The following is a 23,822-nucleotide window of genomic DNA, read 5'->3' on the forward strand; positions in this document are numbered from 1 at the left end:
GTTAATCTTATTTGGATTAATGAAGTAATACCAAAAGATTGTATAAACGAAATTCGAAACACGAAAAACGAATTTCGAACTCAATAATGTCAAGATATAGTAGGAACTAAAACCTATTTAAAAATATTAGGGTGACTATAGCTGCAGGGCTCACCTCTTCCCATTCCGAACAGAGAAGTTAAGCCTGCCTGCGCCGATGGTACTGTTACTTACGGGAGAGTAGGTCGTCGCCAGTTTTTATTAAAAGCCTCAAGAAATAATCTTGAGGCTTTTTTTGTGGTTATACTTTTTTGTAAAAAGTACAATGTACAAAGTAAAATGTATTAAGTATAATGTAATTCTTACTTCAACGCATCTCCAAACTATGTTTTATAAAACAAGAAGCTTCCTTTTTACAACTAACTCAGAACTTACTACTCATAACTCTAAAACATGCTTATAATCCCCTCAAGGGGATATTGTTTAGAATTTTATTTTGTAAGCCTTAAATCTTGCGTCTTATAACTTAAGATTCTTCATTTCGCTAAGTTCCAAGTAACAGTATTATTTTTGTTTATAATTTAAATTTAACAAGCGAACGCCCAAATTTATTATCTTTACTCAAAACCTAAACATTATGGAAGAAAATCAATTTGATAATCAATTGTTACCAAAGGAAAGTTGGTTTAAACGCAATTGGAAATGGGTAGTGCCTGTTGGCTGTTTATCGTTTGTCATTTTATTTTTTGGATTGTTAATTGGAGGCGCTTTTTGGGGTTTTAGTAAGTTAACATCTGATAGTGATGTGACGAAACATGCAATCAATATTATCAATCAAAATCCTGAAGTTCAGCAAAAATTGGGTACGGATGTTAAAACGAATGGAATATTTAGTGGAAATATTTCTGTATCGAATAATACTGGAGAAGCTAATATTTCTGTTCCAATAAAAGGGACAAAAGGTTCTGGAACTGCAATTATTGTTGGAGAGAAAGAATTTGATAAATGGAATTATGAAAAGATCGCTGTTCAGGTTGATGAAACTGGAGAAGTTATTGAAATAAATAAAGTAAAAGAGTAAGCTAACGAATGAGTTAGCTTTTTTTGTTTTACATTATTGATAAAGATTTAATTGTTTATTCAAAATAATAATTTTACTTTTGATTAACATTTGGTGCGAACTTAATCGTTCGGTAACAGGGAATCAGGTGAAAATCCTGAACAGACCCGCTGCTGTAAGCTCCATATTTTTTTTAGATACATAGATCCACTGTTCATAAAATGGGAAGGATTTCTAAAAAAGGAGTAAGTCAGAAGACCTACCAAAATGATAAATGTTGAATGCTTTCGGGGACTAAAGCGTGAAGTTCAAATTTTGGATAGGTTCGTCCTTTCAATACTTCTTCATACACTCTCGTTAGCAACAATTGATTATTGCTAAATGAGAAATCTAAAAACTATAATTATTTGTTGCAGCTTGATTTTGCTTTCATGTCGCATTGCCTCTGCGCAAATTATTCATGATAGTATTTTAGAGCTTCAGCAAGTTAATATCTTAAAGAATAATGCAAAAGCCGTTGTTCCTGTTCAGGAATTGAAGGGAGAGCAACTAGAGGCTTTAAATAGCCATTCTGTGGCTGATGCTGTTCGTTTTTTTGCAGGTGTGCAAATCAAAGATTACGGTGGAGTTGGAGGTTTAAAAACTATTGATGTTCGTGGGATGGGATCTCAACATGTTGCAGTTTTTTATGATGGAATTCAATTGGGAAATGCACAGAATGGAATTGTCGATTTAGGGAAATTTTCTTTAGACGATATGGAAGTGATTTCTTTATATAATGGTCAAAAAAGTAATATTTTTCAATCGGCGAAAGATTATGCTTCTGCTTCAGCTATTTATCTTCAAACCAAAAAACCTGTTTTTATTGGTGATAAAAAAACAAATGCTACACTTCGTTATAAGCTAGGTTCGATTCAATTAATCAATCCTTCTATTCGTATTGAACAAAAAATTACGGATAGATTATCAGCTGTTTTGAGTGCTGAATATGTTAAAACTAATGGTGTATATAAATTCCGTTATCAACGCAAAAATTTGGATGGAACAACTGCATACGATACAGTTTTGAAACGTAGAGATGGACAAGTTGATGCGAAACGTTTGGAATTAGGATTGATCGGAAAAGGAAATCAATCGAATTGGAATGTAAAAGGATATTTATATGATTCTGATCGTGGAATTCCTGCCGCAATTGTTCGTGGTCGATTTGATGGACGCGGACAAACTTTGGTTGATCGAAATTATTTTGTTCAAGGAAAATATGAAAAACGATTCAGAAATTTTCAATCGAAGATAAACGCAAAATTTGCTTACGATTTCACCCATTATACAGATACAGTTTCGACCGTAAAAACAGAAAATAAGTACACACAACGCGAGTTTTATGTGTCTTGGGCAAATCTTTATTCGATTACAGATAATTGGGATGTGAATGTTGCAACAGATTATCAGTTTAATAATATGGGAGCTGATTTAAAGAATTTTTCTTTTCCTACTCGTCATACAAATCTTGTTGCGTTCGCGTCTACTTATCGTCTTGGACGTTTGAGTTTACAAGGAAGTTTATTAGGAACTTTTGTAAAAGAATCAGTAGAAATGAACACAAGTGCTCCAGATAAAAATGTATGGACGCCAACAATTATCGCCAATTATCAACCATTCAAATCTCATGATTTTAATGTCAGAGCATTTTACAAACGTATTTTTAGAATGCCAACGTTCAACGATTTGTATTATACAAATATTGGTTATTCTAATCTTCGACCAGAATATTCAACGCAATATAATGTTGGTTTTACCTATTCAAAATCAACTCCAAATTTTTTCAAAAATATTACAATTCAAGCCGATGCTTTTTACAATGAAGTAACTGATAAAATTGTTGCTGCGCCTTCGGGAAGCCTGTTTCGTTTTACGATGTTGAATTTGGATGAAGTTAGAATAAAAGGGTTGGATGTTAAAATTCGATCAACATTCCAACTAGGAGAAATAGAAGTTTCACCAATGCTTAACTATGGTTTTTTGCAAGCGTTGGATTATTCGAATTCGAAGAAAAGTTACTACAAAAATCAAATTCCATATACACCAAAACATAGTGGCTCTTTTGTGTTAGCTGCTTCTTATAAAACGTGGAATTTTAATTACAGTTTTATTTATGTGGGCGAACGTTACAATGTTCATCAAGATAATATTAAAATAAATCGTCTTAATCCTTGGTTTACAAATGATTTAGGAATACATAAAGAATTTAGGTTGAATCAAAATTTGTTCAAAGTTTCTTTTGAATTAAATAATATTTTGAATCAGCAATATGATGTGGTTTTAAATTATCCAATGCCAGGAAGACAATTCAAACTAATACTAAGCGCAAACTTATGAGAAATTTCAAACAATTATTCGTCTGTTTTTTTACAGCAATCACTTTTTATGCTTGTCAACAAGATACTTATTTGATTGAGAAAGAAGAAGAAGGTGTAACTGATCCCGAAAAAACAGATGTCGTTGGTTTTTATTTGCTAAACGAAGGAAATATGGGAAGCAATATGGCTACGGTAGATTATATGGACTTTACAACAGGAACTTATAATCGAAACATATATGCAACCGTAAATCCTACTATGGTAAAGGAATTGGGAGATGTTGGGAATGATATCAAAATTTATGGAAATAAGTTATATGCGGTTATCAACGTATCAAATTTTATCGAAGTAATGGATGTAAGAACAGCCAAACATCTGGGAACAATTCCTTTAGAAAATGGTCGTTACATCACGTTTGCAAATGGGAAAGCTTATGCATCTTCGTATGCTGGTCCTATTACAATCGATCCGAAAGCTCCTTTGGGAAAAGTGGTCGAAATAGATACGATTAATTTATCGGTTACGCGACAAGTGACCGTAGGTTATCAGCCAGAAGAATTAGAAGTTGTTGGGAATAATTTGTATGTAGCAAACTCAGGAGGATATCGAGTTCCTGAATATGATAAAACGGTTTCTGTGATTGATTTATCAACATTTAAAGAAACTAAAAAAATTGATGTTGAAGTAAATCTTCATCGTTTAAAAAAAGATGCAGATGGCGATTTATATGTGACTTCTCGTGGCGATTATTACAACGTTCCATCAAATCTATATGTGTTGGATAGTAAAACGCATCAAATCAAAAAGAAATTTGATATTCCTGTTTCTAACTTTACAATTGTTGATAACAAACTCTATTATTATTCAAACGAATTTAGTTACACAACTTTCGAATACACAAAAACTTATGGTGTAATTGATACCAAAACAGAACAAGTTATCAACAAAACATTGGTCAATGATCCTGTTATTAATGAAATCGAAACGCCTTACGGAATTGCTGTAAATCCTCAAACCAAAGATCTTTTTCTAACCGATGTCGGAAATTATGTTTCGATGGGTTACATCTATTGTTTTGATAAAAATGGTGCTTTTAAATGGAAAACTGCCGCTGGAAATATTCCTGCTCACTTTGCTTTTGTCTATAAATAAAATTTACATATGAAATATTCTAAAATCTTACTAACCGCACTAAGTTTTGTTTTGATACAAAGCTGTAGTGATGATGAAAACATTATCGAGATTAATCCTGATAATGCTACTTTACAAGTATCTTATGATGCAACACGTTTAAAAATTGTTTTAATTGAACCAACTGTTTCTGGTTTCGAAAATGCAACATATACATGGAAACTTGGCAATGAAATTATTGGCAATGAGAAAACTTTAGGTTTTGTTTCTGATAAAGTTGGTGCTTATGATTTAACATTAGAAATTACTTCAGGAGTAACTTCTAAAACGATAAAAACAAAGGTTAATGTTACACAAGAATTATCTACTTACAGTAAATATATTTCTCAAGTCTTTGATTATTTGCCAGCAGTTGGACAATTCACAAATGCTTTACCAGCTTATGTAACAGGAGAAACTCAAGCTGATATGACAGCCAAAGCTGCTAAGGCTTTAGTAGGAGAAAAATCTACAATGATTACACTTGGAGGTTACGGAGGATATGTGGTATTTGGTTTTGACCATACGATTATGAACCAACCAAACAAACGCGATTTTAAAGTTTTAGGAAATGGTTTTGCTGGATCTTCTGAACCTGGAATTGTGATGGTTGCATATGATAAAAATAAAAATGGAAAACCAGATGACGACGAATGGTACGAAATTGCAGGAAGTGAGTACACGAATCCAAATACAATAAAAAATTACACTATAACGTATACTAAGCCAGACGAAAATAAAACGCCTGTAAAAGGTACTATTGGATGGCAAACAGATATTGAGTATATAAAATGGTCTGATAATCAAGGAAATTCAGGTTATAAAACTAAAAACAGTTATCATAAGCAATCATATTATCCATTGTGGTTTGGTTCGGATCAGTTAAAATTTACAGGTACACTTTTGGAAAGCAATTATACAGAGAAAAATGGTATTTGGACTGGTAAACAATATGCTTATGGTTATGTAGATAATGCACCAAATAATAGCGAAGATTCAAACATTGATATCGATTGGGCTGTTGATAAAAATGGTAATCCAGTTAAGTTAATGGGAATCGATTTTATCAAAGTTTACACAGCAACAAATCAAGAAGCAGGTTGGTTAGGCGAAATCTCAACAGAAGTTGCAGGAGCTTACGATTTACATCTATAATTAACACTAAATATTTTTTATAAACCGTCGAGTTGTTACGATGATGAGACGGTTTTTTTACAATTATTTCATCAATATGAAGACTATAAATTTACAATTTGCAAAAAAACTTTTTTTTAATCTATTAATCATCGCGTCATCTATCACATTTTTGTCATCATGTAATGATGATGATTATAAAAATGAGGTAGTTGAGTTAAAAAAATACCAAACATTAGATGTTTCTAAGTTCGATCTTTCGAAAGGAATTTCAACTTCTGGAGGTAAAATTTGGGAAGGAACATATAAAGAAGATACAGATTTAATTTTAGGAATTTTCAAACTAAAGCATACTGCTTGGCCCGAATATTTAACATGGATGGGATTCACGGTTTCTAATAGTAATGATAATTCTGATCAAATAAAGAATGAAGGAGGTTGGTTAGATAATCAATGGGGAACTATGGCAAAAGGAGGAGCAAATGGACAAGGAACACCTTTTTTGGTTTCTTTTGCAGATCATAAACCATCAGAAAAAGTTTTGAAATATGGAGAAGAAGTTAAGATTGACAGATTTTCTAGTGTAGTAGAAATTTTGGATATGGCGAATAAATATAAAGCCAAAAGTGTAAAATTAGCGATTAGTCCTTGGTCTTACTATGGAATTATGAACGGAGATGCTTATGCAAGAAAATTTGAAAAAGGAGATTATTTCGCTATTCATATTTATGGAGTTTCGGCTAATAAGCAATTAACAACAGAAAAACCTGTGACACATTACTTTGTTGATTTCAGAAATGGAGTAAATAACATTTCAACAACTTGGCAAGATGTTGATCTTTCGTCTTTAGGAGAAGTCAAGTATTTAATGTTTTTCTTAGAAACAACCGATGTAGGAAATTGGGGAGCAAATACAGCATTATACTTTACAATGGATAAATTAAAAGTAGAAAAAATTCAATAAATCTCATTTCTAAATATTTTTATCCGAGGCTGTCATTTTTGGATGATGGTTTCGGATTTCTAAAAAAAAAATACATGAAAAAATTTTTACTTTCGATTTTTACAATAGTAGCAATTCAAACAAGTTTTGCACAAACAAAAGAATACACAAATGGTGTTTTTATTCTGAATGAAGATTGGTTTGGTCATGCAAATGGATCAATTAATTTTATGAATCCAGATTATTCTATTGATTATAATATTTACAAAACTGCGAATACCAATGAAGAGTTAGGTGTAACGCCTCCTTTTGCAACAATTTATGGTGATAATTTTTTCATTGTTTCAAAACAAGGAAATCGTTTAGTTGTAGCTGATTCGAAAACTTTACAGAAAAAAGCCAGCTTCGAAACAATTGGTGGAGACGGAAGAAGTTTTGTAGGTGTTGATGCTAAAACAGGATATTTAGGAACTTCAAGTGGACTTTATTTGTTTGATATTGAAAACTTGAAATTAGGATCTTTAATTGAAGGTGCTGATAAATTTGGTGCTTTAGCAAATATTATTCGAACTTCTACTTATGTTTTTGCCGTAACTCAAAAGGGTGGAATATTAGTAATTGATCCAAACACTCACAAAATTAAGCAAACGATTGCTGGAAGTTTTATTTCTGTAATACAATCTAAGGATGGAAATGTTTGGGGAGCATTGGCAAATAAATTAGTCAAAATAAATCCTGTTACTTTAGAAACGACAGAAATATCGATTCCAACGAAAACAATTCCGAATACTTGGGGAGCGTGGAATGCTGGAAGTTTTAGTGCTTCAACCCAAGAAAATTCAATTTACTTTTTCCCAGGCGCAGGTTGGTCTGTTAGTCCAACAATTGTAAAATATGATGTGGATAAAAATGAATTCAATGAGAATTTTGCTACAATTCCTGGTCAAGATACAAATCCTAAACAAATGCCTTATGGAGCAGGTTTGCGTGTAGATCCACGAACAGATGAGTTAATCATCATAACTACAACATCTCAATATAATAAGCACTGGATTCATAAATTTGATAATAAAGGAAATTTAACGAAAACAATTCCTTTGACTGATTATTATTGGTTCCAATCTTTACCTGTTTTTCCAGATAATGCAGCACCAATTATCAATGATTTAGAAACAACTTATCAAATTAACACAGCAACAACAATTGATTTGAAAGATAAAGTTTCGGATGTTGATAATTTATCAGCAGCGATTGTAAAAGATTTAGAAATCATTGAAAATGATGATGTAGCTGAAATTTCGATTAATGATAAGGAAGAATTAGTAATTAATCCATTAAAAAATGGAACAGCTAAAATCAAAATTTCTTTCAATTCGAATGGAAAAGTTGTTTCACAAAACATCACAATTTCATCAACTGTTTTAGGAACAAGTGATCTAAATAAATCATCAATTAATGTTTATCCAAATCCTGTTAGCAATGTATTGTTTATCGAAACAAATGAAGCTTCAAAAGCTGAAATTTTCGCTATTACAGGAGCTAAAATGACAGAGAAAACACTTCAAAAAGGGAAAAATCAATTAGATGTTTCTTCTTTACCAAAAGGTGTTTACATCATAAAAATTAACAATTCTACTTTCAAAGTAATCAAAAAGTAGTGTGTTATTTATTTGTGGAAAAAAGGTTGAGCATTGCTCGACCTTTTGTTTTTATTAAATATTTATTCCATACGTATTTTTTATTTCGGCCATCACAAAAGAACTGTGTGTACTTCCGATGCTTTCTAAAGCGCCCAATTTATTGAAAACAAAATCTTGATATTGCTTCATATCCAAAACTTGTACTTTTAAGATAAAATCATATTCACCCGAAATATTATAACATTCCACCACTTCATCAATCAACAAAATATCTTCCACAAGTTTATTCCCAATCGTGCGATCATGTTGTTTTAGCTTGATGCTGCAAAAAACCATAAAGCCTTTGTTCAGCTTTTCCGCATCTAAAACCGCTCTATAATTTTTGATATAACCTTGTTGTTCCAACCTTTTTATACGTTCAAAAACGGGCGAAGGAGATAAATTAACTAAAGCAGCAATTGCTTTTACTGTCAATTTTGAGTCTTTTTGTAGAATTCTTAATAATTCTAAATCGGTTTGATCTAATGTTTCCATCCAAATAATATTCTTTTCAACACAATATTTTATTGTTGTTTAAGTGTTTTGTTTTGTAAAATTAATCATAATAGGTTGTATAATCTTATTTTTTCAAGTTTTACAATCGTTTATTTTGTCTTGTTACATTTGTAAAGAAATAAACAATAAATTATTGGGAAATCGTTTGAGAATCACGAGCTGTCGCGCAACTGTGAGTAATGGAAATTACAAGTCAGATTACCAATAGAAACAAAAGATGATACTTTCGCGATTTGAAGTCTGTCTGTCAAAATAGGTTTACTATTTATCAACTCGCGTTTGTGTTTTTTGAACATTAAAAAAACAATCAAAATGCAAACACAAATTTTAGGTTATCCAAGAATTGGCGCTAACCGTGAACTAAAAAAAGCCTGCGAAAATTATTGGGCAGGTAAAATTGAACTACAAGCTTTATTGCAAACAAGCCGTACAATTACCAAACAAAATTGGGCGCTGCAACAAGCTGCTGGTATAGATTTAATTCCGTGTAACGACTTTTCTTTTTATGATCAAGTTTTAGATTTTACGTTATCAGTTGGTGCAATTCCAGCGCGTTTCAATACGGTTGCGCTAAATAAAAAGAACACCGAATTAGACTTGTATTTTGCGATGGCAAGAGGCTTTCATAAAGATAATTTAGATATTACAGCGATGGAAATGACAAAATGGTTTGATACCAATTACCATTATATCGTTCCAGAATTTGTAAAAAATCAAGAATTTAAATATTTCTCAAATTCTATCGTAAACGAATTTATCGCTGCAAAAAAAGAAGGTTTTAATCCAAAAACAGTTTTAATTGGACCAATTACTTATTTATTATTAGGAAAAGAAAAAGAAGAAAGATTTGATCGAATTGATTTAATTCAGAATTTATTGCCAGTTTACTTTGAAATTATTCATGATTTAATCAATCATGGAGCAAATACAATTCAGTTCGACGAGCCTTTTTTAGCTTTAGATTTAGATGAAAACTCGAAAACGGCTTATCAAGAAGTTTACAAAAAAATAAGAAAAGAATTTCCTCAACTTACAATTCAGGTCGCAACTTATTTTGATGGATTGAAAGATAATACAGCTTTAGCAATCAATTTACCAATTGATATTTTGCATCTTGATTTGGTTCGTGACGAAAATCAAATCGATGAAATATTGAATCAATTTCCTTCTCAATTAAAACTTTCTTTAGGTTTAGTTGATGGTCGAAATATTTGGAAAAATGATTTTCAAAAATCACTTTCAACCATAGAAAAAGTTGTGAACAAAATTGGAGAAAAACGTGTTATTATTTCAACCTCTTGTTCATTATTACATTCGCCTTGTGATTTAGATTTAGAAACAAATGAAAAAAATCTTCCAACAACAATCAAAGATTGGTTTGCATTTGCGAAGCAAAAATTGGAAGAAGTTGCTTTCTTAAAAAATTATTTTTCAAACCCGAATGACGAAAAATTGATTCAACAATATGAAGTGAATCAATTCTCTATCAATAATAGAAAAAATTCTCAATTAATTCATCAAACTCAAGTTAAAGAACGAGTAAATGCTATAAAAGATGAAGATTATAATCGTACAAATAGTTTTGGACAGCGAAAAATTGTGCAACAAAATGTGCTGAATCTTCCACCTTTTCCTACGACGACAATTGGCTCTTTTCCACAAACACAAGAGGTGAGAAGTTGGCGTGCGAAGTATAAAAAAGGAGAATTATCTGCCGAAGAATATGATGTTTTATTGAAACAAGAAACCAAGCGTACAATAGAATGGCAAGAGGAAATTGGCATTGATGTTTTGGTGCATGGTGAATATGAACGCAATGATATGGTGGAATATTTTGGTGAAAAAATAGCAGGATTTGTCTTCTCTAAAAATGGTTGGGTTCAGAGTTATGGAACGCGTTGTGTAAAACCGCCGATTATTTTTGGTGATGTTTATCGCCCTGTTCCAATGACGGTTTATTGGTCGAAATATGCACAATCTATCACAGAACAAAAAGTAAAAGGAATGTTGACAGGACCGGTTACGATTTTGCAATGGTCTTTTGTTCGAGATGATCAACCAAGATCTACGACGTGTAAACAAATTGCATTGGCGATTCGAGATGAAGTTTCGGATTTAGAAAAAGCTGGAATTAAAATTATTCAGATTGATGAGCCTGCAATTCGAGAAGGTTTACCATTAAGAAAAGATGAATGGCAAAATTATTTGAAATGGGCTGTTGATTCGTTTAAATTAGCCTCAAGTAATGTTGATAATTCTACGCAAATTCATACGCATATGTGTTATTCAGAATTCAACGATATTATTCAAAATATTGCTGATTTAGATGCGGATGTCATTACAATTGAATGTTCGAGAAGTCAGATGGAATTATTAAATGCTTTTTCAGATTTCAATTATCCAAATGATATTGGACCTGGAGTTTATGATATTCACTCGCCTCGCGTTCCGTCGAAAGAGGAAATGGTTGATTTGATAGAGAAAGCGGCAAAAGTTATTCCAGCAGATCAATTATGGGTAAATCCTGATTGCGGACTAAAAACGCGTCATTGGGAAGAAACCGAAAAAGCATTAATCGAAATGGTTGCGGCGACAAAAGAATTAAGAAAAATATATACGCCAAAAGCGATTTAAGCTTAACATCCTACTTTAATGACTTAATAAGTAGTGTTGTGTTATTTATTTGTGAAGAAAGGTTGAGCATTGCTCAACCTTTTGTGTTTTAATAATAATTTATCGTTCGTTTTACAACATATTTCAATTCTCCATTGATTGAAATAGAAGCTTTTATCCAATTATTTTTCGAATCATATTCATACGAAACTTGATAAGAAGTTAAAACAGTTTGTCCATTTCGGAAGGATTGTTTTTTGAAGTTTACAATTTCATTTTTCGAATCAAAATCAGCTTGATAAGCTAACGTTTTATTGGCGTCAAATGATTGTAATTTTGAAATGTTTCCATTCTCAAAAAACATTATTTTGCTCGAATTTCCAGCAATTTCTTCCTGAAAAATAGGTGTTTCTTTATCATAAATATAATACGATTTTCGCCCTTTTTTTCCATCAAAAGAAGTCATTTCATCCAAAACCAATAAACCATTTTTGTTATATGTCAAATTATTCTCACTAATCGTAGAACCTTCCACTTTTGTCGTGATTTTATCCAACTTATTCGAATAATTAAAAATCGTTTCATAACTCGATTTTGACGATTTCCCTTCAATATTTTCTGTCAAGTTTATCAACCGATTTTTATTGTCATAAACAAAGGTTTTGTCGGAAGCAATTCGTTTTGGATCTTCACCATTGTTAATAACTGTATTTGTCTGTTTATCAATAAAATTTGAGTTATTGTAGTCGTAATTAACATAGTTATAAACAGCTAATTTTCCTTGATAATCCAAATAATTTGTTCGCTTTGTTAACAATCCTTTTTGATTAAATTCTAACGAAATTTGATTGTAAAATTCATTATCCAAAAAAGGTAAAGTTGTGGTATTTCCTTTTGCATCTGTTGCAGTTGAAGTCACTTTTTCAACCTTTCCTTTCAGATTAAAATCAGCTAAAGTTGTTTTAACTTCATAATCATTTGTCGAAATTTTTTGTGCAAAATTAGCTTGTGATGCAGCCAAACAAATTGTCGTTAAAATTATTTTTTTCATGTTTTGTTTAAAATTGATAAGCGATCTTAAAGTTAAGATTTAAATTGAAATCTGTAGAAGAACCTTCTTTTTTATAATGATTTTCTAAACCGCCCATAAAATCATCAAAAATTCGAGTATCAACACTTTCTAAATTTGTAACATTCGAATATTTTACATTTCTATTTTTTACACCCAAACCAACTTTTGGAATAAAAACTAATCCTTTATGAGTTGGAATAAAAATATTGTAATTGATATTCAATCCATATTTTATTCGTTTATAATCGGCTTCGTCATACGAATATAAATACGAAAAATTTTGAGCATCATTTCGGTAATATTCACCATTTTCAAGATGATCGGTGTGATGAATATAGAAAAACTCGGAAGAAATAAGATGTTTTACTCGTCTGTTTTCGCTTAGATTGATAAAAAATTCTGGTCGAATCTCAAAAAGTTGATAATCTTCGTTGATTTTATATTTTGGTTTGTGGCTAACAGGAATGCTATGATAACTTCCGTAGCCAATTTCAGAGCCAATCCAATAACGCTCGTTCAGTTTATAGATGTATCCAAAAGTCCATCTTGGAGGCGATAAAGCTGCTGAAAGAACGCTAAAAGTGATGACATTTTTGCGTTCATCGTTTGATTTTTCTTGTGCAGAAATCAATTGTCCAAAACCAATGACGAATAAAAAAAGTAAAAAATTCTTTTTCATATAAATAGTGTTTAAAAGAAAGAGAATCATTTACTTAAAAGGTTGCGTGAACCAAGATTATTTTGAAGTTAATTATTTCTTCAATTCATACCAAAAGCAATCCAAATCCCACATGTCCAGATGAAAAGTTTCAGTGACTTCGAAACCTATTTTTTCTAAAACATTTCTTGATGCTGCATTTTCTGTATGTGTTATGGCATTTAGTTTAAAATCAATCATATTTTCGTTATAAAAATCCATGCAAGCTTTCGCAGCTTCTGTTGCATAACCTTTTCCCCAAGTTTCTTTACGGTAACGATAGCCAAAATCTAAGAAATCAAATCGATTATTCATCGCCTCTTTTTCGGTCATGTATTTAAAACCAGTCCAACCAATCATTTTTCCCGATTCTTTCTCTATAACAGCCACTCGTCCATGTCCAAGTTCGTTGTATTGAATCAATAAGTTTTCGATGATTTCTCTTGTTTCATCAATCGTTTTAATTGGTTGATTTTTCAGAAATGTATGCACTTCTGGTTGAGAATCCATCTCATAAAAATCCTGCAAATCATCCATCGTAATTGGACGAATTATTAAACGCTCCGTTTCTAAAGTTGGTAAATATTTCATATTTATTGAGTTAAGAATAATCTTTATTGTAAATCAGATTAAATTATTTTTATATTTACAGCTAATCTATTACTAAAATACATAAAATGAAACAACAAAAAGTATCTAATGCTTTTATAGCAGCTTCTTGGATTGCTTTAGGCTCGGGAATGATTGGATATATTATTGGATTGACGCGCGCCGAAATGGAATTAAACGAGAAAGGTTATTACTTTACCGTTCTTTTATTTGGACTTTTCGCAGTAGTATCTTTGCAAAAAGCTGTTCGAGATCGATTGGAACAAATCCCTGTAACCGATATTTATTACGGAATTTGTTGGTTTGGAACTATTGCTTCAATCACGCTTTTAATCATAGGTCTTTGGAATGCAACAATCTTACCTTCGGAGAAAGGTTTCTATGCATTTGCTTTTTTATTGGCAATTTTTGGGGCTATTGCTGTGCAAAAAAATACAAGGGACAATATGGCTAATTAATATGTTTTGGGCGTTCCCTACGGGCGGGCTTTTCGTTACAATCTTTGCTATTCAGCAAAGGATTTTCACTACAATCCCTAACGCAAAATAAAAGTAAAAGCCTCGCAATTGCGAGGCTTTTACTTTTATTTTTGAAACCGTCAATTCGAGTGAAATTCTGAAAGAATTTAGTATCGAGAATAAGGTTTTAAAATTCTGTTCTCGATACAATTTTTATACATTTCATTTCTAAAAATCACTCGAACTGACGAATTTTATCCAACGATATTAATGATTTTTCCAGGAACAATAATAATGTTTTTCGGAGTACGATCACCCAATTGTTTGATTGTACGTTCGTCGTTCATTACAATTTCTTGAATTTCTTCTTTCGATAACGACAAAGGTAATTCTAACAAAAATTTCATTTTACCATTGAATGAAACTGGATATTCTTTAGCATCTGCAATCAACCATTTTTCTTCGAAAACAGGGAAATCTGCATGTGCAATTGACGTTTCATGTCCTAATTTTGACCACAATTCTTCTGCAATATGCGGTGCATAAGGAGAAATAATAATAGCCAAAGGCTCTAAAATTGCACGTTTAGTTGTTTTTAATTTTCCTAATTCGTTTGCAGCAATCATAAAAGTAGAAACCGATGTATTAAAAGAGAAATTGTTTACATCTTCGTCCACTTTTTTGATGGTTTGATGCAACACTTTCATTTCTTCTTTTGTTGGTTCATCTTCCGAAACAAAAAATGTTTCTTCTGTTCCTGAATGATACAATCTCCAGAATTTTTTCAAGAATGAATAAACGCCAGATAAACCTTGTGTATTCCATGGTTTAGATTGCTCAACTGGACCTAAAAACATTTCGTATAAACGTAAAGAATCTGCTCCATATTGATTACAAATATCATCAGGATTTAAAACATTGTAATAAGATTTTGACATCTTTTCAACCTCGCGTCCTGTGATGTATTTACCATCCTCTAAGATAAATTCTGCATTAGCAAAATCTTCTCTCCAAGTTTTGAATTTTTCTGTATCTAATTCGTCGCCTCCATCTTTTAACAACTTAACATCAATACGGATTGGAGTTGTTTCATGCTGATCTTTCAAAGATTTGGAAACAAAAGTATTTGTTCCATTAATTCTATATGCATAAGCGGTCATTCCCAAAATCATTCCTTGGTTAATCAGTTTTTTTGCATATTCATCTGTAGGAACGAATCCTTTATCAAACAAGAATTTTTGCCAAAAACGAGAATACAACAAGTGACCAGTCGCGTGCTCAGATCCACCCATGTACAAATCTACATTTTGCCAATAATCAACCGCTTCTTTTGATACAAACTCGTTGTCATTTTTTGCATCCATGTAACGTAACCAATACCAAGAAGAACCTGCCCAACCTGGCATAGTGTTCAATTCGATAGGGAAAATTGTTTCATTGTTGATTAAACTATTGTCTACAACTTGATTAGTTGTTGTATCAAAAGCCCATTTTGTTGCACGCCCTAATGGTGGCTCACCTTCAGATGTTGGTAAATATTCGTCCACTTCAGGTAAAATAATTGGTAAAGCTTCTGTAGGAATTGTGTAAGGCATCCCGTCCTTGAAGTAAACAGGAACCGGTTCTCCCCAATATCTTTGACGAGAGAAAACAGCTTCGCGTAAACGGAAGTTTGTTTTTCCTTGTCCAAAACTTTTTTCTTCTAAAGCTTCAATCGCTTTTGCAACCGCTTGTTTATAATCTAATCCGTTTAAGAAATCAGAATCTTGTAATTCGAATCCACCTTTTTCTGTAAAAGCAGCTTCAGAAATATCTTGATTTTTGAAAATATTAATAATTGGTAAATTGAAATGATTTGCAAAAGCAAAATCACGTTCATCACCAGCAGGAACAGCCATTACAGCTCCAGTTCCATAAGAAGCCAATACGTAATCACCAATCCAAATCGGAATTTGTTTTCCTGTAAATGGATGAATGGCGTAAGCCCCGGTAAATTCTCCTGTAATATTTTTAGCATCCGCTAAACGATCACGTTCAGAACGTTTTGAAGTATAATCGACATAAGCATCAACTTTTGCTTTGTTTTCTGCTGTTGTAATTTGAGAAACTAAAGGATGCTCTGGCGCTAATGTTACATAAGAAACACCAAAAACAGTATCAGGACGAGTAGTAAAAACTTCAATTTTGTCATCGTTTCCTACAACATCAAAAAAGATTGATGCACCTTGCGATTTACCAATCCAATTTTTTTGAGATTCTTTGATCGGATCTGGCCAATCTAATTTATCTAAACCAGTTAATAAACGATCAGCGTAAGCCGTGATACGCATCATCCATTGTGTCATTTTTTTGCGCACAACAGGGAATCCTCCACGTTCAGATAATCCGTTAATTACTTCGTCATTCGCTAAAACAGTTCCTAAATCTGGACACCAGTTTACTTCTGCTTCTGCTAAGAAAGTTAAACGATATTTTAATAAAATTGCTTGTTGTTCTTTTTCAGAATAGGCATTCCATTGCTCTGCCGTAAAGATTTCAATATCATCATCTGCCACAGCATTTACATTTGCATTACCTTCAGTTTTGAATGTTTCAACTAATTTTGAAATGGATTCAGCTTTATCGGTTGAATTATCATAATATGAATCAAATAATTGATTGAAAATCCATTGTGTCCATTTATAATATTCAGGTTCTGAAGTTCTGATTTCACGATCCCAATCGTATCCCAAACCAATTTTTTTCATTTGGTTCTCGTAACCAGCAATCACATTTCCTTGTTTATCAACACCACCTTCGATATTCGTTGTTGTTGTAATCGCAGGATGTTGACCAGTTTGGATAGCATATTGTTCCGCAGGCAAACCAAAAGAATCGTAACCCATTGGGTGTAAAACGTTGAAACCCTTTAATTTTTTGTATCGAGAATATATATCAGACGCAATGTATCCAAGTGGATGACCTACGTGTAATCCTGCTCCAGAAGGATAAGGAAACATATCTAATACGTAAAATTTAGGTTTTTCTGATTGATTTTCAGCTTTGAACGTCTTGTCTTCAATCCAAAATTTTTGCCATTTTGGTTCGATTTCATTCGGATTATATTGCATTATTGGAAGTTATATTAAAATTAAATTTATGCAAATTTACATTTTTTATGTATCTTTTAGGATAGAATGGCGATATTTGTACATTAACAATCAACAACTAAACCAAATCCATGAAAAAAGAATTGATATTATATTATATCGGTATCCTTATTTTTTTTACTGTCCTTATTTTTTCTGTTCGTCATATTGTAAATACAACACGTATTTTTGTGGGGTACGAAGATGGTTTTAATCCTATTAATATCAAATGGAATTTTGATAAAAAGGATTCAACACTTCGTGTCAAAGATCCTATTTATGTCAGAAGTGATTATTATTTGATTGATTATAAAGACAAAGCATTCTTAAAAAAAGATACAGTTCTTTATGCTGAACTTTTTGAGGATTCATTGGCTGTAAAAGGAAATGTATTGAATTTGAAACCTCCTTATTTTTTGTGGAAAGAGGCAAAAAACGACACGTTGAAAGTTTTTAAACACAACATTACCTTGAAGTTTACGAAGCGAGAATAGTATTAAGCTTTCTGTAAATAGAACGAAAAAGTAGAGCCTTTTCCTATTTTACTTGTCACATAAATTTTCTGTTTATGAGCTTCTAAAATATGTTTTACAATTGCCAAACCTAATCCAGATCCACCATTGTTACGATTTCGAGATTTATCAATTCGATAAAAACGTTCGAAAATTCGGTCAATGTCTTCTTGTTTTATCCCAACGCCTTGATCTTTTATTGAGATTTGAATTTTATCATCATATTCTTCAAAATCGATGTCAATTTCTGTATTTGGATTAGAATAATTGATGGCGTTTACGATCAAATTGATTAAAACCTGTTGAATTTTCTGAATATCACCTACAACTTTTATTGGTTGATGAATAGGATAATTTAGAGAAATTTTGATGTTATTTTTTTCAGCTTTAATTTCTAATAAATCAATAACGTCTTGTACAAGCGCCGTCAAGTTGAAAACTGAAAATTCGATATTGATTCGTCCACGTTCAAGCTCTGCAATCATGTCCAAATCTTTGACCAAATAAATCAATCGATCAACCGATTTATTGATTCGGTTTAAGTATTTATCGCGAATAGATTCATCTTCAACTCCGCCTTCTATGAGCGTTAACAAATAACCTTGAACCGAAAAAAGAGGCGTTTTTAATTCATGTGAAATATTTCCAAGAAAATCTCTTCTGTAATTTTCTCTCTCATTCAAAACATCAATTTCTTTGGATTGATCTTCTGTAATTGTAGAAATTTTTTGAGAAAGTTCTTCAAAATCCATTGTGCTGGATTGAAATTGTGGAATATTTTTCGAGATTTCAGTAAAATCTTTTCTTCGTTGATTTTTTAAAGAAAACCAATAAAATATTGATAATCCAATCAATAAAAGAAGCATTAAACTAATGAAAAATAGTTTTTCTTGGAGAATAAAATCAATATTTCCAAACCATAAAAAAGAGAACAAAACAAATCCTAAAGCCAAGAATAATGTACTGAGAAAGGCAAATAGAAAGATGTTTTGAACTTTGAAAGTTGAAGCCATTACGAGCTTTTAGTCATTTATTTTGTATCCAATTCCTTTGATTGTAGAGAAACGATCGTTCCCAAATTTTTCGCGTAATTTGCGCATATGTACGTCAATTGTACGTCCGCCAACTACAACTTCATTTCCCCAAACTTTCTCCAAAATTTCTTCACGTTTGAAAACACGTTCTGGATTTGAAGCTAATAAAGCAATCAATTCAAATTCTTTTCGAGGTAACAAAAAGTCTTGTCCTTGGTAATTTACTTTATAAGTTTCGCGGTTAATTTCAAAATTATTTAGTTTAATGAATTCATCTTTAGGAGCTTCGTTTGGTTGTTTTAATTTCAATAAAGCATTTAGTTTACTAATCAAAACTTTTGGTTTTATTGGTTTCAAAATGTAATCATTCGCTCCTGCCTCATATCCTGCTAATTGTGAAAAGTCTTCAGCTCGAGCAGAAAGAAAAACAACTAAAGTATCCTTGAAAGAATCTAACTTTCTTAATTCCGCACACATTTCCATTCCATCCATTTGCGGCATCATAACATCTAATAGAATTAAATCTGGGCGAAAAATTTTAGCTTGTTTAAGTCCTTCAATTCCGTTTTGAGCTGTTTCTATTTCAAAACCTTCTTTTTTTAAGTTGTAACCAATAAATTCTAAGATATCTGGTTCGTCGTCAACTAATAAAATTTTAATGTTCTTCATAATTGTTTGTAATAACTAAATAAAATTAGTCGATGTAAAATTAAGCTTAAATTTTAGGAGAAATTAGGTAAAAACATTTCTTAACATTCATTTAAAGTTACGATAATTTCATAACAATTACCTAACAAAATCTTTACAATTTCTAAAAATCTTTTTCATTGGATTGCAGCAACTTTGCCATCAAACAAACACGAATTATACAATTTCAATGAAACGCAATTTAACTTTACTTTTATTATTAGGTTCGGCAGCACTTTTTGCACAAACTAATATTAAGTTAGAAGGAACTTTATTTGATCAAAAAACAAACCAACCACTTTCTGAAAAAACTTTTGTGGTTGAAGGATTAAATATTCAAGCAAAAACAGACGAGAAAGGTCACTACGAAATTTCTATTCCGGATGATACTTATCAATTGGATATTAAAGTAGATGGATATCAATCTGTTTCTCAAAATTTATCAGATTCGAATACATTAAACATGTATTTGAAACCAGAAGATTTTAAGGATGGAAAAATTGATTTAGAAACAGCTGTAGTAACAGCAAATAAAATAAAGTCATCAGAGGCTAGTTTGTTAAACGTTCAAAAAAAATCTGTAACAATTGTACAAAATGTTGGATCGCAAGAACTTTCAAGAAAAGGTTTATCGAATGCGGAAAGTGCAATTCAACAGGTAACAGGAATCTCTAAATCAGAAGGAAAAGGAGGTGTTTTTGTTCGCGGGCTTGGAGATAGATATAATAGTACGATGTTAAATGGTTTACCACTACCATCTAATGAACCTGAGAACAAAAATATTTCATTAGATTTATTTGGTTCTGATATTATTCAATCTGTAGGGGTAAATAAAGTATATAATGTTGATTTATATGGGGATATAGGAGGTGCTAATGTCGATATTTCATCAAAATTATACGAAGGAAAAGGGTTCTTAGATATAGAATTTGGAAGTGGAGTTAGTATGCGAGCTGTTGATAGAACTTTCAAAGTTGCAAATAATTTGAAATATTACGGATTTAACAGAAATAATTTGCCAACATCTATCAAATCTTATCAATTTGTTTCTCGTTGGAGCCCAGATAAAAGTGCCTTTCCTGTTAATCAAGATTATGGTTTGACAGGAGGAAAATCATTTAATGTAGGTTCTCAAGGAAAACTAAATGTTTTTGGAACAGCTAGTTTTAGTAACTCCTATACGTATGAAGATGGTTTTCAAAGAGTTGTTGGGACTACAAATGATAATATCGAAGTTGATTATTTCAAGGTTAAGAAATACGAATATTCAACTAAAACAACAGGAATGTTGAATGTTAATTATAAGATTAATCCTAAACATCAACTTTTTGCTAATGGAATAATGGTTAACGGATCAAAAAGTTCAGTAAATGAGTATGATTCATATTTACCTCAAGACAATAGATACGAATTTACACGTCAAACTTTAACAGAACAAAATTTATTATTAATTGGACAATTATTAGGAAAACACCAATTATCAGATAGATTAGATATTGATTGGGGAGCTTCTTACAATCTTGTTCATTCGGATATGCCAGATCGTATTACGAATAATCTTATCCATAATGATGGAGATAATTATGCTTTTAATACAGGTTCTCCAACTACAAATAATAGATACTTTCAGTATATTGATGAAACAGAATATGCAGGCAAAGCAATTTTATCTTATAAATTGTTCAAAAATGCTGAGAATGATTATAATGGTAAATTAACAATTGGTTATAATGGAAGAAAGAAATCAAGAGATTTTGAGTCTAACCAATTTAACTTCAGAATCTCTGGTGATGTAAAAGTTAATCCAAATAAATTAGATGATTTCTTAAATGGAGATAATCAAGCTTCATCACCTTATATTCCAGGTACCTTCTTTATTAATACACAGCGTATGGAAAGTTTAGTTCCTTATACTTATAATGGAGATTTAACTGTACATTCTGGTTTCGCTAATTTTGAACAAACTATAAATGATAATTTTACATATTCTTTAGGAGTACGTGTGGATAAGGTTTTACAAGAGATAGAATGGGATACAAATTACCCGATGTCTGGAGTAAAATTTAGTGATGCAGATATTGATAAAACATTCATTTTACCAGCACTTAATATAAAATATAGCCTTGATTCTCGTCAGAACCTACGACTTTCGGCGAGTAAAACATATACTTTACCACAGTTTAAAGAAAAAGCACCTTTTAGATATGAAGGTATTGGAGAAAACTCTGTAGGTAATCCTTTCCTTAATTCATCAGATAACTATAATCTTGATATAAAATGGGAGTTATTTCCATCATCTAATGAGATATTATCTTTTGGTGCATTTGGTAAATTTATTCAAAATCCTATTTCACAAGTATTGTTAAACTCAGCATTAAATGATAATACATTTGTTAATGCAGGTGAAAATGCATACGTATTTGGAGCTGAATTAGAAGTGAGAAAAAATCTTATTAAAAATGTAGGACATAGTGAACTTTCCGCAGGTTTCAATGCAACAGTAATGTATAGTAAACAAAAGTTGGATTCTGATAAAGTTGCAGAAGACACAAAGAATACTTTAAGTGTAAACTTCAATGAGAAAGAAGACAAGCTGCAAGGGGCGTCTCCTTTACTTTTAAATGCAGATTTATCATATAAAGTATTGAAAGGCAACTTTAAACCATCGTTTACATTAATTGGAAATTATTTCCATGATCGAGTTTATTCATTAGGATCTTTTGAAAGAGGAAATATAATAGAAAAAGGAGTGGTAACACTAAACTTTATTTCCAGAGCAGAAATTGGTGATCGTTGGGAAATGAAATTGTCAGTGGATAATCTATTAAATTCTAAAATAAGAAGAATACAAGATAATCAACAAGGAGAAATTGATACTAGAAATTTCAGAAAAGGTTTAGACGTTAGTCTAGGAGTAAAATATAAAATTTTTAAATAACAGAATTACAAACATAAAAACATACACAATGAAAAAATTAATCTTAAGCTTAACAGCTATTCTTTCGTTAACATATTTAACAAGTTGTTCTAATAATGATGACAACAATGATGGAGGAGAAATTGAACCAAATAAAGAAGAAGTTCTTTCAGGAACTATTACTGCAGATAGAACTTTAAATGCAAATACTGTATATACTATTAAAGAAGGAGTTATTGTAGACAAGGGAGTTACATTAACTATTCCAGCAGGAACGAAATTAATAAGTTATGCAGGTTCAGATGCTAAAGTAGCATCATATTTAGCTGTTAAACAAGGAGGTAAAATCAACGCTCAAGGTACAGCTGCAAAACCAATTGTTATGACTTCTGGAAAATCAAATCCACAAGCTGGTGATTGGGGAGGAATAGTTATTTGTGGTAATGCAATTACTAACCTAGGTAAAAATGTACAAGCTGAGGTAACTGGATTAACTTATGGAGGAGATAATCCTGCAGATAATTCAGGAGTTTATTCATACATAAGAATTGAGTATGCTGGAGCATTAATCAATCCAGATGCAGAGTATAATGGAATGACTTTCTATGCAGTAGGAAATGGTACTACTGTCAACAATATCTTAACTTACCAAGGGTCTGATGATGGATTTGAATGGTTTGGAGGATCAGTAAATGCTGAAAATTTAATCTCAATTGGTAACCAAGATGATTCATTTGATTGGACTGAAGGATGGAATGGAAAGGTAACTAATTTATATGCTAATCAATCTACTGCAACAGCTTTTTCATCTGATAGTCGTGGAATTGAGGCAGATAATAACTCAACAACTCCAACTTTAGAACCAATATCTAATCCAACACTTAAAAATGTTACTTTAATTGGACGTAATCTTGCAACTGTAACCAGTGAAGCAGGTGTGATGTTAAGACGTGGTACAAAAGGAACAATTGATAATTTATATATAGAGAATTTCAAAGGTACTGTTAGCGGATCTGGTTTAGGAATTAACTTTAATGGAGCAGAATCTCAAGCTTATTTTACAGCTAATCCATTAACTAATGTAAAAATATCTAATGTAACATCAGAATCTAATTTACTAGCAGGTTTCAAATTAGGAACTAATGTAACAGGAGCAGGAGCAGGAGCAGCTATCCCAGCATGGGCTACTTGGACAGGATTAAAATAAAAATCTATATGAGATTCTCTAAATTTTAGAGAATCTCATTTTGTATA

Annotated in this window: 18 protein-coding genes, 1 rRNA gene and 1 riboswitch; of the genes, 12 read left to right on the forward strand and 7 right to left on the reverse strand. The window is 31.6% G+C overall.

Translation table 11 applies throughout. The features are described from left to right. The first annotated feature begins 127 nt into the window (after positions 1-127). From rrf to B3M86_RS02575, 7 genes are all read left to right on the forward strand, one after another. Positions 128-236 (forward strand): 5S ribosomal RNA (gene rrf, locus B3M86_RS02545). A 380-nt stretch (positions 237-616) separates the two neighbouring features. Beyond that, positions 617-1,060 carry a cytochrome c oxidase assembly factor Coa1 family protein gene (locus B3M86_RS02550; RefSeq protein ID WP_286474506.1) on the forward strand — a complete coding sequence of 148 codons (444 nt, stop codon included), beginning with the start codon at positions 617-619 and terminating at the stop codon, positions 1,058-1,060. Positions 1,061-1,134: 74 nt separating this feature from the next. Further along, positions 1,135-1,321: riboswitch (cobalamin riboswitch) on the forward strand. A gap of 99 nt (positions 1,322-1,420) precedes the next feature. Continuing rightward, positions 1,421-3,418 carry a TonB-dependent receptor gene (locus B3M86_RS02555; RefSeq protein WP_291075626.1) on the forward strand — a complete coding sequence of 666 codons (1,998 nt, stop codon included), beginning with the start codon at positions 1,421-1,423 and terminating at the stop codon, positions 3,416-3,418. Beyond that, positions 3,415-4,551, forward strand: a complete 1,137-nt coding sequence (locus tag B3M86_RS02560) for a YncE family protein (protein ID WP_115002218.1) — start codon at positions 3,415-3,417, stop codon at positions 4,549-4,551. Before B3M86_RS02555 ends, B3M86_RS02560 begins: the two co-directional genes overlap by 4 nt. 9 nt (positions 4,552-4,560) lie before the next feature. Next, the gene (locus tag B3M86_RS02565) at positions 4,561-5,724 is read left to right on the forward strand and encodes a PKD-like domain-containing protein (RefSeq protein WP_115002220.1); all 1,164 of its coding nucleotides are present in this window, start codon (positions 4,561-4,563) and stop codon (positions 5,722-5,724) included. 76 nt (positions 5,725-5,800) lie between these two features. Continuing rightward, positions 5,801-6,667, forward strand: a complete 867-nt coding sequence (locus B3M86_RS02570; RefSeq protein ID WP_260392520.1) for a DUF4465 domain-containing protein — start codon at positions 5,801-5,803, stop codon at positions 6,665-6,667. A gap of 74 nt (positions 6,668-6,741) precedes the next feature. Then, positions 6,742-8,304, forward strand: coding sequence for a DUF5074 domain-containing protein (locus B3M86_RS02575; protein WP_291075622.1), 1,563 nt, complete (start codon positions 6,742-6,744; stop codon positions 8,302-8,304). A gap of 54 nt (positions 8,305-8,358) precedes the next feature. On the opposite strand, the gene B3M86_RS02580 is transcribed toward B3M86_RS02575, so the two are convergent. Then, a complete protein-coding gene (locus B3M86_RS02580) occupies positions 8,359-8,820 on the reverse strand; it encodes an Lrp/AsnC family transcriptional regulator (protein WP_038336827.1) in 462 nt (153 codons plus the stop codon). Positions 8,821-9,153: 333 nt separating this feature from the next. On the opposite strand from B3M86_RS02580, the gene metE reads away from it, so the two are divergent. Continuing rightward, complete coding sequence (gene metE / locus B3M86_RS02585) at positions 9,154-11,475, forward strand: 5-methyltetrahydropteroyltriglutamate--homocysteine S-methyltransferase (protein ID WP_291075620.1); 2,322 nt, start codon at positions 9,154-9,156, stop codon at positions 11,473-11,475. Between the two features lie 88 nt (positions 11,476-11,563). Here the strand turns inward: metE and B3M86_RS02590 are convergent, their stop codons facing one another. The 3 genes from B3M86_RS02590 to B3M86_RS02600 form a co-directional block, all read right to left on the reverse strand. Next, complete coding sequence (locus tag B3M86_RS02590; protein WP_291075618.1) at positions 11,564-12,505, reverse strand: hypothetical protein; 942 nt, start codon at positions 12,503-12,505, stop codon at positions 11,564-11,566. A gap of 7 nt (positions 12,506-12,512) precedes the next feature. Further along, on the reverse strand, positions 12,513-13,205 hold the full coding sequence (locus B3M86_RS02595; protein ID WP_115002229.1) for a hypothetical protein: 693 nt from the start codon (positions 13,203-13,205) through the stop codon (positions 12,513-12,515). A 72-nt stretch (positions 13,206-13,277) separates the two neighbouring features. Continuing rightward, positions 13,278-13,814 (reverse strand): GNAT family N-acetyltransferase, encoded by a 537-nt coding sequence (locus B3M86_RS02600; protein ID WP_038336824.1) that lies wholly within the window; start codon positions 13,812-13,814, stop codon positions 13,278-13,280. 86 nt (positions 13,815-13,900) lie between these two features. On the opposite strand from B3M86_RS02600, the gene yiaA reads away from it, so the two are divergent. Then, a complete protein-coding gene (gene yiaA / locus B3M86_RS02605) occupies positions 13,901-14,290 on the forward strand; it encodes an inner membrane protein YiaA (protein ID WP_038336823.1) in 390 nt (129 codons plus the stop codon). Between the two features lie 254 nt (positions 14,291-14,544). Here yiaA and leuS read toward each other — a convergent pair whose 3' ends face one another. Continuing rightward, positions 14,545-17,400: a leucine--tRNA ligase gene (leuS, locus tag B3M86_RS02610; RefSeq protein WP_291075616.1), complete on the reverse strand. Its 2,856-nt coding sequence runs from the start codon at positions 17,398-17,400 to the stop codon at positions 14,545-14,547. Positions 17,401-17,510: 110 nt separating this feature from the next. Here leuS and B3M86_RS02615 point away from each other — a divergent pair, with 110 nt between their 5' ends. After that, a complete protein-coding gene (locus tag B3M86_RS02615; RefSeq protein WP_038336819.1) occupies positions 17,511-17,912 on the forward strand; it encodes a hypothetical protein in 402 nt (133 codons plus the stop codon). A gap of 2 nt (positions 17,913-17,914) precedes the next feature. Here B3M86_RS02615 and B3M86_RS02620 read toward each other — a convergent pair whose 3' ends face one another. After that, positions 17,915-18,943 (reverse strand): sensor histidine kinase, encoded by a 1,029-nt coding sequence (locus B3M86_RS02620; RefSeq protein ID WP_038336818.1) that lies wholly within the window; start codon positions 18,941-18,943, stop codon positions 17,915-17,917. Positions 18,944-18,952: 9 nt separating this feature from the next. Next, positions 18,953-19,633: a response regulator transcription factor gene (locus B3M86_RS02625; protein WP_038336816.1), complete on the reverse strand. Its 681-nt coding sequence runs from the start codon at positions 19,631-19,633 to the stop codon at positions 18,953-18,955. Positions 19,634-19,841: 208 nt separating this feature from the next. Between B3M86_RS02625 and B3M86_RS02630 the strand changes: the two genes are divergently transcribed. Together B3M86_RS02630 and B3M86_RS02635 are read left to right on the forward strand one after the other, a co-directional pair. Beyond that, entirely contained in the window at positions 19,842-22,589 is a 2,748-nt protein-coding gene (locus B3M86_RS02630) for a TonB-dependent receptor (RefSeq protein WP_038336814.1), read from the forward strand. 28 nt (positions 22,590-22,617) lie between these two features. Next, the gene (locus tag B3M86_RS02635; RefSeq protein ID WP_038336811.1) at positions 22,618-23,775 is read left to right on the forward strand and encodes a hypothetical protein; all 1,158 of its coding nucleotides are present in this window, start codon (positions 22,618-22,620) and stop codon (positions 23,773-23,775) included. The last annotated feature ends 47 nt before the right edge of the window (positions 23,776-23,822 follow it).

It is taken from the genome of Empedobacter sp. UBA6305, assembly GCF_002440405.1.
Taxonomy (GTDB): domain Bacteria; phylum Bacteroidota; class Bacteroidia; order Flavobacteriales; family Weeksellaceae; genus Empedobacter; species Empedobacter falsenii_B.

Coding starts and splice junctions, on each gene's coding strand:
- B3M86_RS02550 (WP_286474506.1), top strand. CDS start 617: ATGGAAGAAAATCAATTTGATAATCAATTGTTACCAAAGGAAAGTTGG.
- B3M86_RS02555 (WP_291075626.1), top strand. CDS start 1,421: ATGAGAAATCTAAAAACTATAATTATTTGTTGCAGCTTGATTTTGCTT.
- B3M86_RS02560 (WP_115002218.1), top strand. CDS start 3,415: ATGAGAAATTTCAAACAATTATTCGTCTGTTTTTTTACAGCAATCACT.
- B3M86_RS02565 (WP_115002220.1), top strand. CDS start 4,561: ATGAAATATTCTAAAATCTTACTAACCGCACTAAGTTTTGTTTTGATA.
- B3M86_RS02570 (WP_260392520.1), top strand. CDS start 5,801: ATGAAGACTATAAATTTACAATTTGCAAAAAAACTTTTTTTTAATCTA.
- B3M86_RS02575 (WP_291075622.1), top strand. CDS start 6,742: ATGAAAAAATTTTTACTTTCGATTTTTACAATAGTAGCAATTCAAACA.
- B3M86_RS02580 (WP_038336827.1), bottom strand. CDS start 8,820: ATGGAAACATTAGATCAAACCGATTTAGAATTATTAAGAATTCTACAA.
- metE (WP_291075620.1), top strand. CDS start 9,154: ATGCAAACACAAATTTTAGGTTATCCAAGAATTGGCGCTAACCGTGAA.
- B3M86_RS02590 (WP_291075618.1), bottom strand. CDS start 12,505: ATGAAAAAAATAATTTTAACGACAATTTGTTTGGCTGCATCACAAGCT.
- B3M86_RS02595 (WP_115002229.1), bottom strand. CDS start 13,205: ATGAAAAAGAATTTTTTACTTTTTTTATTCGTCATTGGTTTTGGACAA.
- B3M86_RS02600 (WP_038336824.1), bottom strand. CDS start 13,814: ATGAAATATTTACCAACTTTAGAAACGGAGCGTTTAATAATTCGTCCA.
- yiaA (WP_038336823.1), top strand. CDS start 13,901: ATGAAACAACAAAAAGTATCTAATGCTTTTATAGCAGCTTCTTGGATT.
- leuS (WP_291075616.1), bottom strand. CDS start 17,400: ATGCAATATAATCCGAATGAAATCGAACCAAAATGGCAAAAATTTTGG.
- B3M86_RS02615 (WP_038336819.1), top strand. CDS start 17,511: ATGAAAAAAGAATTGATATTATATTATATCGGTATCCTTATTTTTTTT.
- B3M86_RS02620 (WP_038336818.1), bottom strand. CDS start 18,943: ATGGCTTCAACTTTCAAAGTTCAAAACATCTTTCTATTTGCCTTTCTC.
- B3M86_RS02625 (WP_038336816.1), bottom strand. CDS start 19,633: ATGAAGAACATTAAAATTTTATTAGTTGACGACGAACCAGATATCTTA.
- B3M86_RS02630 (WP_038336814.1), top strand. CDS start 19,842: ATGAAACGCAATTTAACTTTACTTTTATTATTAGGTTCGGCAGCACTT.
- B3M86_RS02635 (WP_038336811.1), top strand. CDS start 22,618: ATGAAAAAATTAATCTTAAGCTTAACAGCTATTCTTTCGTTAACATAT.